The organism is Lentzea sp. NPDC004789 (assembly GCF_053601075.1).
The window spans coordinates 266,224-275,872 of record NZ_JBSGBE010000010.1 but is presented as its reverse complement, the minus strand read 5'-3'; the positions used below and the strand labels follow the sequence as shown (position 1 = coordinate 275,872).

General features: G+C 69.7%; 7 protein-coding genes. 3 read left to right on the top strand and 4 right to left on the bottom strand.

What is annotated here, in order from left to right; genetic code table 11:
• The first annotated feature begins 7 nt into the window (after positions 1 to 7).
• Positions 8 to 571, top strand: a complete 564-nt coding sequence (locus ACWEIJ_RS24195; RefSeq protein ID WP_449839480.1) for a TIGR03086 family metal-binding protein — start codon at positions 8 to 10, stop codon at positions 569 to 571.
• Here the strand turns inward: ACWEIJ_RS24195 and ACWEIJ_RS24190 are convergent.
• Positions 558 to 3,869: a tetratricopeptide repeat protein gene (locus ACWEIJ_RS24190; protein ID WP_449839479.1), complete on the bottom strand. Its 3,312-nt coding sequence runs from the start codon at positions 3,867 to 3,869 to the stop codon at positions 558 to 560. The genes ACWEIJ_RS24195 and ACWEIJ_RS24190 overlap by 14 nt on opposite strands.
• Positions 3,870 to 3,969: 100 nt before the next feature.
• Between ACWEIJ_RS24190 and ACWEIJ_RS24185 the strand changes: the two genes are divergently transcribed.
• Both ACWEIJ_RS24185 and ACWEIJ_RS24180 read left to right on the top strand, forming a co-directional pair.
• Positions 3,970 to 4,662 carry an aspartate/glutamate racemase family protein gene (locus tag ACWEIJ_RS24185; RefSeq protein ID WP_449839478.1) on the top strand — a complete coding sequence of 231 codons (693 nt, stop codon included), beginning with the start codon at positions 3,970 to 3,972 and terminating at the stop codon, positions 4,660 to 4,662.
• 96 nt (positions 4,663 to 4,758) lie between these two features.
• Positions 4,759 to 7,917 carry a S8 family serine peptidase gene (locus ACWEIJ_RS24180; RefSeq protein ID WP_449839477.1) on the top strand — a complete coding sequence of 1,053 codons (3,159 nt, stop codon included), beginning with the start codon at positions 4,759 to 4,761 and terminating at the stop codon, positions 7,915 to 7,917.
• A 142-nt stretch (positions 7,918 to 8,059) separates the two neighbouring features.
• On the opposite strand, the gene ACWEIJ_RS24175 is transcribed toward ACWEIJ_RS24180, so the two are convergent.
• The 3 genes from ACWEIJ_RS24175 to ACWEIJ_RS24165 form a co-directional block, all read right to left on the bottom strand.
• On the bottom strand, positions 8,060 to 8,473 hold the full coding sequence (locus tag ACWEIJ_RS24175; RefSeq protein ID WP_449839537.1) for a YciI family protein: 414 nt from the start codon (positions 8,471 to 8,473) through the stop codon (positions 8,060 to 8,062).
• Between the two features lie 5 nt (positions 8,474 to 8,478).
• Positions 8,479 to 8,877 carry a VOC family protein gene (locus ACWEIJ_RS24170; protein WP_449839476.1) on the bottom strand — a complete coding sequence of 133 codons (399 nt, stop codon included), beginning with the start codon at positions 8,875 to 8,877 and terminating at the stop codon, positions 8,479 to 8,481.
• 89 nt (positions 8,878 to 8,966) lie between these two features.
• On the bottom strand, positions 8,967 to 9,638 hold the full coding sequence (locus tag ACWEIJ_RS24165) for an RraA family protein (protein WP_449839475.1): 672 nt from the start codon (positions 9,636 to 9,638) through the stop codon (positions 8,967 to 8,969).
• Positions 9,639 to 9,649 lie beyond the last annotated feature (11 nt).

The window sequence follows — 9,649 nt, the reverse complement described above, 5'->3', positions numbered from 1 at the left end:
CGAGCCCATGAAGCTCAGTGTTCTGCTCGACCGCGCCCGCGACCACGCGTTGCCCGTCATCGCGTCCATCCGCGACGAAGACCTGACCAAGCCCACCCCGTGCGCCGACTACGACGTCCGCGCCCTGCTCGATCACCTGCTGCACGTCGTCGTCGAGTTCCAGAAGCTCGCCGTCAAGCAGGACGCCGACTTCAGCCACACACCGTCCTATCCGGACTGGCGCACGCGGTTCCCCGCCGAGACCGCGAACCTCGTCGAGGCGTGGGGCCGGCCCGGCGCGGACGAGGGCATCGCCGGCAACATGCAGCTGCCCGCGCAGACCGTCGGCGGCCTCGCGTTGCTGGATCTCACGATCCACGCCTCCGACCTGGCGAAGGCGACAGGCCAGACCTTCTCCCCGGACCCCGAGGTGTTCGCTGAGGTCGCGAACCTGGTCGAGCAGATGGGCCCGACGGCCATCGAGTGGAACGTCTTCAAGGCCCCCGTCGAGGCCCCGGCCGATGCCTCGGACCTGGACAAACTCCTGGCTCGCACCGGCCGAGACCCGCGCTGGAACGTCACGACTCCATGAGTGCGTTGATCGCGTCCTGATCGACCTCGCGGAGAACGGCCAGGTCGCGGAGATCGTCGCGGAAGTCCATGACGGCCTCTCGGCTCGGACTTCGCTGCAGGACGTCGCGCGCCACCGCCGCGGCCTGGTCGTACTCGTGCAGCGCGGCGTGGTAGACCGCGATGTTGAAACGCTCGTGGGCAGCGTTGGGATTTTCCTCGACGTACTGCGCCGACAGGCCGATCGCCGCGCGGATGTCCGCCTCGTCGCCCCGCGCCAGTCCTCGGCTGTACCACGCCCAGCCACTGGCGGGGCGCAGGTCGACAGCGCGGTCGAGATCGGCGATGGCAGCCTCCTGATCACCGCTGAGCAGGAGGGCAATGCCTCGATTGGTCAGTGCCCAGCCGTCAGGATCGAGTTCGACGGCCCGGCTCAGGTCGGAGATCGCTTCTCGGTGACGGCCCAGCGCCATCAGCGTGCGGCCGCGCATCTCCACCGCCCAGTCGTAGTCAGGCTCGAGTTCGACCGCGCGGTTGAGGTCCGCCAGGGCCTCGTCGTGACGGCGTTCCCCGCGCAGGGCGTGCCCGCGGTGGGCGTGGAACGACGCGGAATCCGGCTCCAGCTCGATCGCGCGAGTGAGGTCCGCCATCGCCTCGGCCTGGCGGCCCGCCGCGCGGTGGGCGATGCCGCGCTGGAGCCATGTCCAGCCGTTGTCGGGGTCGAGCTCGATGGCCCTGTCGTAGTCGGCGATGGCGTCGTCGTACCGGCGCAACGACCAGTAGGTCGCAGCTCTGCGGGTCAACGCCCAACCGTAGGCCGGGTTCAGCTCGATCGCGCGGGTGAAATCGGCTATCGCCCGCTCGTGGTCTCCTGCCAGAAAGTGGGTCTGGCCGCGTCCGCCGAGGGCCCAGCTGTAGTCCGGGTCGAGCGCTATGGCTCGGTCGTAGGCGGCGATCGCCTCGTCGTACCTGTCCAGCAGCCGGAGGGCTTCACCCCGGCTGGCGAGCACCCAGTCCGTGGGCTCCAGCTCGATCGCGCGATCGAAGTCCGCGAGAGCTCGGTCGTAGTCGTCCATCCGGATGCGGATGGTGCCGCGCTGGGCGATGGCCCAGTGGTAGTCGCCGTCCAGCTCGATCGCGCGATCGAAGTCCGCGAGCGCCTCGTCGAGCCTGTCGCTGGACAGGTAGGTCATCCCCCTGTGTGCGAGAGGCCACGAGGCAGTCGGGTCCAGTTCGATGGCTTTCGTGAAATCTGCGATCGCGTCGCTGTACCGCTCTGCCTGGCGGTGGCATTCGCCCCGCATGGAGAGGTACCACGCACTCGTCGGGTCGAGTTCGAGCGCGCGGTCGTAGTCGGCGATGGCGAGGTCGTGGTCGCTGTTCGACGAGTGCACACCACCGCGGCTGCCCACGATCCAGATGCTGGTGGAGTCGAGCTCGATCGCACGGGTCAGGTCGGCGAGGGCACGGTCGTTGTCGCCCATGGCGTGGTAGGTCTGGCCGCGGGTGCCGATGGCCCAGCTGTCCGAGGGGTCGAGCTCGACGGCCCGGTTCAGGTCGGCGAGCGCTTCGTCGTGGCGGCCCATGAGCCGGTAGGTCTCGCCACGTCCCGCGATGGCCGACTCGAAGTTCGGATCGAGCGCGATGGCCTGGTCGAAGCCCTGGAGCGCGGCGTCGTACCGTTCCGCGTCGCGATGGGCCCTCGCCCGCATCCGGATGGCTTCTTTGCGTGCCGAGATGTCCAGCCCGCCGTCGTCGATCAACGCGGTGAGGTAGGCGACGCCGTCGTCGTTCTGGTCGATCGCCTCGGTGAGGCGCTGTGCCCACGTCCGGGCCTGCTCGATGTCGGAGTCCTGGCCCGCGGAGAACAGCACCTCCGCCCAGCGGCGGGCCATGGCGGTGCTGTCCCACACCGCGAACACCGCGTGGTTCAGCGCGACGGGCAGCGCGGTCGCGGGGTCCGCGCAGACCTCGTGGTAGGTCTCCTCCAGCCGGTGGTCCAGCCAGGCCGTGTCGAGCCAGCAGTCCTCGCCGTGGACGGGCAGCGCTTCGCGTTCGGCCTTGAAGTGGGCGGCCAGCTTGTGGTGGTGGGCCCGCCAGCGATGCGGGGACTGGGTGCGCAGCAGGCGCAGCATCGGGGCTCTGGCCACGTCGTGGTAGCGCCAGTAGCTCGCGGTCTTGGTGACGAACGGCAGGCCGCGCAGCCAGCCGAACATCTCGCCGGGCGACTCGGTGTCGCACAGGGCGCCCACGACGTCTTCGTTCAGCTTGCGCGGCAAGGCCCCGGACAGGGCGATCGCGCGGCGGGCCTCGTCCGGTTCCCACTTCAGGAACCGTTCCACCGCGCCGTCGGTGGGGTCGGTGACGTCGTCCTCGCCGGCCGGCGGGCGGTCGGCCAGGGTGGCGAGCCACAGCGGCAGGCGGCCGGACAGGGACAGGATCAGCTGGACCACGTGTTCGTCGTGAACACCGCGGGCGGTGAGGAGTTTGCGGGCTTCCTCGTCGGTGAACGGCACCAGCGGCACGTCGGCGACGATGCCGCGGTACGGCGCCCAGCGGTTGGAGCCGAGTGCCTTCTGGCCCGCGATGGTGATCACCAGCTGGCCGGGCAGCGCGCCGTAGCGGGAGTTCAGCAGGTCCAGCAGCCAGTCCTCGAGGAACGGCGCTGTGCGTTCGTAGGTGTCGAAGAACAGGGCCACCGGGCGGTCGTGGGCGAGTTTGCGCAGGTCCGAGACGAAGAACTTGCTCAGCGACTCGGCCGGGGACAACAGCAGCTGCACGTCCTCGGAGTTGCGCAGCTTCTTGCTCAGGTGCGCGCGCAGCCGGTCGACCTGGTCGGCCGTGGCTTTGGCGTCCAGCGCGCCCGCCGCCGTCCCCACCACCGGCACGATGCGGGCCGCGGCCAAGCCGATCTCCACGGCGGAGCGGGTCACGCCGCTCTGCGCGGCCGGGTCGGCCTCCAGCTCGTGGCGGCGGCGGTGGTAGACGGCCAGCTTCTTGTCGAAGCTCTTCAACGGCAGGTCCTGCGCGGCGAAGTCGGCGGCCAGGGCGGTCATCGTCTCCAGCACGTCGAAGCAGCTCTCGTCGGCGTAGCCGCACAACGCGTCGACCTGGGTGGCCACCCGGCGGAACTGGTGGGTGAGGAAGGTCTTGCCCACACCGGCGACGCCGTGGACGTTGAACACGAACCGGCGGCGGTGGTCGGTCAGCGGCAGCCGGAGGTTCTCGCTGAACTCGACCAGGCGCTTCTCGCGACCTACGAAGTCGGACTCCTGCCGTCGTCGGATGATGTCCTGGAGGCTCAGGCCCTCATCGACCACGTCGACCCCTTCCCACGCGCCACACGTTCGGCATCTTATGGAAGGCCGTCGGCCGGAAAATGCGAATCGGTCAGCGCCACCCGAATGCTTGACTGGGTGCATGCTGACCATCGGGATGCTCGGCGGGATGAGCTGGGAGAGCAGCGCGGAGTACTACCGGCTCGCGAACGTGATCGTGCGGGAACGCCTGGGCGGCCTGCACTCCGCGAAGATCGTGCTGCACTCGGTGGACTTCGCCGAGATCGAACGCATGCAGGTCGAGGGCCGCTGGGACGACGCGGGCAAGGCGCTCGCCGACGCCGCCGCACAGGTGGAGGCGGGCGGCGCGGACTTCCTGCTGCTGTGCACCAACACCATGCACAAGGTGTTCGACCAGGTGCAGGCCGCCGTGAGCATCCCCATGATCCACCTGGGCGACACGACCGCCGAGGCGATCAAGGCCGCGGGCCTCACCGCGGTCGGACTGCTCGGCACCGGGTTCACGATGGACCAGCCGTTCTACCGCGAACGCCTGGAGTCGCACGGTCTGCGCGTCCTGCTGCCATCCACTGAGGACCGTGCGACGGTGCACCGGATCATCTACGACGAGCTGTGCCTCGGGGTCGTGCGCGACGAGTCCCGCCGCGCCTACCAGGACGTGATCGCCCGGTTCGACGGTGCGCAGGGCGTGATCCTCGGCTGCACCGAGATCGAGCTGCTGATCACCCAGGACGACGTGCCGCTGCCGGTGTTCCCGACGACCCGGCTGCACGTCGAGGCGGCGGTCGAACGGGCGATCCGGCCGAATCTGTGAATATGTGATGTGAAACCGGTTGCAGCGCGATCACGGTGAGAAGTGGTTCTAGTCGGTGAGAGCTGACATCTCCACTGTGCACCACGGGAGTTCGCGTTGAAACGATCACATCTCGCCGCAGGGCTGACGGCTGTCGTGGTTGCCGCCACGGCAGCCGTTCCTGTTTCTGCGGCAGCCGAGCCGCAACAGCAGGTGCGTGCCGACGGGCTGACCACGAAGGTCACGCTCCTCACCGGTGACGAAGTCACCGTCACCAGCGGAACGGTCCGAGTCAGAAGGGCGCGCGGCAGACAGGACATCGCGTTCCGGACCTTCACCGACCCGCGGGGCGACCTCCACGTCGTACCCTCGGACGCCCAGTCGCGACTGAGCTCCGGCGAGCTCGACGCACGGCTGTTCGACGTCTCGCTGCTGGCCAGATCCGGGTACGACGACGCGTCCAGCAAGACCATTCCGCTGATCGTGCAGGGGCAGGGGATCAGCGCCGCCACCGCCAGGGGGTCCTTGCCGAGCATCAACGCGCACACCGCGAGCGCGGACAAGAACGGCGGCTTCTGGTCCGGTGCGCGGGTGGCGGACACCGGGAAGGTCTGGCTCGACGGCAAGGTCACCGCGTCACTGGACCGCAGCGCCGCGCAGGTCGGCGCGCCAGAGGCGTGGGCCAAGGGCTTCACCGGGGCCGGCGTGACCGTCGCCGTGCTCGACACCGGCGTCGACGAGACGCACCCGGACCTCGCGGGCGCCGTCGTCGAGTCGAAGAACTTCAGCGGCAGCGACACCACCGACGACCGCTTCGGTCACGGCACGCACGTCGCATCGATCATCACCGGCGAGGGCAAGTACAAGGGCATCGCGCCGGACGCCAAGCTCGTCAACGGCAAGGTGCTCGGCGACTCCGGCGACGGTAGCGAGAGCGGCATCATCGCCGGCATGGAGTGGGCCGCCACCAGGGCCAGGGTCGTCAACATGAGCCTGGGCAACTCGTGGCCGGACGAGGGCACCGATCCGATGTCGCTCGCGCTCAACCGGATCACCGCCCAGACCGGTGCCCTGTTCGTGGTCGCCGCCGGCAACTCCGGCGGCCCGATCGGCTCGCCCGCGTCCGCCGACGCCGCCCTCACGGTCGGCGCCGTGGACCGCGACGACAAGCTCGCCGACTTCTCCTCACGCGGCCCGCGCTGGACGAACAACGCGATCAAGCCCGACATCACCGCGCCCGGCGTCGACATCGTGGCGGCCAAGGCCCGCAACGGAAAGGTCGGCACGCCCGTCGACGAGGGGCACGTCGCGTTGTCCGGCACGTCGATGGCCACGCCGCACGTGGCCGGCGCGGCGGCGATCGTCGCCGCCCAGCACCCGGCGTGGCGGGCGGACGACATCAAGGCGGCGCTGATGAACAGCGCCAAGCCCAACCCGTCGTCGACCGTCTACGAGCAGGGCGCCGGACGGCTCGACGTGGGTCGCGCGGCGTCGTCACCGGTGAGCACCACCGTGGGCAGCCACTCGCTGGGTACCGCGTTGTGGCCGCACGACGACGACAAGCCCATCACGCAGAAGCTGACCTACCGCAACAGCGGTTCGTCCGATGTGACCGTGGACCTCAGCGTCGCCGACGTGAAACCCGCCGCGTCGGGCCTGTTCAGCGTCTCGCCGGCGAAGCTGACGATTCCCGCCGGCGGTTCCGCGGACGCCGTGCTCACCGCCGACACGCGTGCCGCCGTGCCCGACGCGATCTACGGCGCCGCGGTGGTGTCGTCCGACGGCGTGCGCGTGGTCGTGGGTGTGGTGAAGGAGGTCGAGAGCTACGACGTTAAGCTGACGTTCCTCGACCGCAACGGCGACCCGACGCCGAACCACACCTACCGGTTCGTCGACGTGAACCAGCCCAAGGCGTACTTCCAGTCCGACCCGTCGGGCACCCTCGTGCAGCGCCTGCCCAGGGGAACGTTCTTCCTCGACGGCTCGATCTACACCCCCGCGCCCGACCCGGCGCAGGGCGGTGTGACCACCGCCCTGACCGAACCGGCGCTCGAGATCACCGCCGACACCGACCTGGTGTTGGACGCCCGCCAGGCCAACGAGCCGTCGATCACCGTGGACCAGGGGGACGCGGCGCCGGTGAGCGCCGAGCTGCACTTCGACATGCAGGCCAACTGGGGCCCGACCGGCGCCAGCTGGATCGTGTCCCGGCTCGCGGGGTTCTTCGTCCGCCCGTCCAAGACGTCGTGGCCGAAGTTCCAGTTCCACGCCCAGCAGGTCATGGCCAGGCCGGACGGCAAGGGCCACTTCGACGGCAGCCCGTACCAGTACCACGTGCGGATCTCCGAGGACGGCCGCGTGCCGGCGGACGTCCAGCGCTCGGTCCGCGACCGGGACCTGGCCCACGTCGACTCCGTCACGCACGCCCGCGTGCCGGGCTCGACCGGCCAGCGCGACGAGGGCGCCTCCGGCCCGCTGCCGTTGCGGCTCAAGGAGTTCTACACGCCCGACGTCGACTGGGCCGGCTCGCTCAGCGAGTTCGTGAAGCTCGGCGAGTACCCGAGCCTCAGCTACCAGTCCTCGGTGCGGCCGCGCGTGTTCAAGCTCGGTCGCACCGTCACCGAGCACTGGAACAGCGCGGTCTACGGGCCCAGCCTGCCGAACGACCCGCGTTACGTGCAGCACGCCGGCCGCCTGGGCAACACGCTGCGCCTGGACGTGCCGATGTTCGGCACGGACGGTATGAACGGCCGCAGCCAGCACACCGGCCGCACGGTCGTGACGCTCGACGGCAAGGTCATCTACGAACAGGCCTACGCGGGCTCGGCCTTCATCCCGGACGTGCCGGCCGGGAAGAAGCGCTACCAGGCCCACGCCGAGGCCACCCGCGACTCGCAGACCTCGCGGCTCACCACCGACTGGACGTTCACGTCCGAGAACGTGCCCGGCGAGGAGTACAAACCGATCCCGCTGCTCGCGGTCCGGTTCACGCCGCGGCTGGACGAGTACAACCGGGCCGGCCGGGTCGTCACCGTGCCGATCACGGTGGAACGCAACGGGACCGGTGTCGTCACCGACATCGAGGACCCGGCGGTGGAGGTCTCGTTCGACGAGGGCGGGACGTGGAAGCCGGTGCCGCTGCACCGGACGCGCAACGGCTGGCAGGTCACGTTGTTCCACCCGCACGGGGCCAAGAACGTGTCGTTCAAGGCGCGGGCGGCGGACGCGGGCGGTGAGGTCCAGCAGACCATCATCCGCGCGTACGACCTGAAGTAGTCGTGGGTGAGGGGCCGGGTTCGCTCAGGCCCGTCACCGCTTGAACAAGCGCCGAGCAACTGACCACAGGCGCCCTCAGCCCGATACGCCGGTTCCCCTCTCCACATGTCGTGCCGAGGGGAACCGGCGTATCGGACCTGGGCTACTTCTGGTACGGCGCGAACGTCTCCGGGTCCTCGGTCGGCGGCCCCATGATCGGGTGCACCTCGATCGGCGCGTTCATGATCTTCCCGCCGGGACCGGGACACGCCGAGGCCCGGCGGGCGATCTCCACGACCCGCTCGTGGCTGTCCACGTCCACCACCCAGTACCCGGCGATGACCTCCTTGGACTCCGCGAACGGCCCGTCGACCACGATCGGCCTGCCGTCGTCACCGCCGCGCACCACGAACGCCCGCGCCGGGCCGCTCAGGCCCTCGGCCTGCAGCAGCTCGCCGTTGGCCTCCAGCTCGGCGTTCAACGCGTGCATGTAGTCGACCATGCGGTGCATGTCCTCGTCCGACCACGCGGCGATGCCCTCCCAGTCCTCCTGGTTGCCGCCGAAGGTCACCAGCATGTACTTCACTTCCACTCCCCACCGGTAGCGCGGGCCTTGATCTCCTGCACGGCCCAGCTGTTGCCGTCCGGGTCGTCGAAGAAGATGAACGACCCTCCGTCCATTTCGTTCATGCGCACGATCTCACCGACCTCGACGCCCCGCTCCACCAGCTGCGCGCGGGCCTTCTCCAGGTCGGAGACGACCAGCTGCACACCCTTCAACGAGCCGGGCTCGCCCTTGACGATGCCCTTGCCCAGCACGATCGAGCACCCGGAGCCGGGCGGGGTGAGCTGCAGGACGCGGGTGTCGGTGTTGAACGTCGTGTCGTGGTCGACCTTGAAGCCCAGCTGCTCGGAGTAGAAGTGCTTCGCGCGGTCCAGGTCGGACACCGGTACCACGATGACTTCCAGGGTCCAGTCCATGTCGAAAGTTCCTCTCAGCGGCTGCCTTGCACGGATCCGTCGAAGGGCGCGGAGACTTTTCGACACGGGGTCCGGGTCCGCATACCGGCTCACTCCTCGACGGCGCCGCCGATCTTGCGCAGGTGCTCGCGGAACGTGAGCCCGCTCGCCAGGTACTCGGCGAACCGCAGCTGACCGCGCAGGGACTCACCCTGCCGCACTCGGTCGGCCTGCGCGCGTTCGACGTCGCGGATTCCGGCGGCCTTGGCGAGCACGACCTCCACCTCCGACGCCGGCACGAACAGCACGCCGTCGTCGTCACCGAACACGACGTCGTCGGAGGTGACGGTCCACTGGTCGACCTGCGCCGTCGAGAGAGCCTCCGGTGCGCGGTCGCGCAGGCTCAACGGGCCCGTCGGGTTGCTGCCGAGGCTGAACACCGGCAGGCCGATCGCCCGGATGTCCGCGGTGTCGCGGTGCAGACCCCAGATCACGACCCCGGCCAGGCCCGCGGCCTGCGCTTCGAGCACGATCAGGTCTCCCACGCAGGCCTCGTCCACGCGGCCGTCGTTGTCGACGACCAGCACGTCACCGGGCCGTGCGCGGTCGATGGCCTCCAGGAAGACGTCGACGCTGCCCGCGTGCCGGGCGGGCAGGACGCGGCCGGACGTCCTGGTACCGGGGACGACCGGCGCGAGCACGGCCGTGCGGACCGGGATGCCCACGCGGATGCAGGCGTCGGCCAGGTGTGCGGTGGTGAGATCCAGTGCAGCCAAATCCATGCCCGACAGTC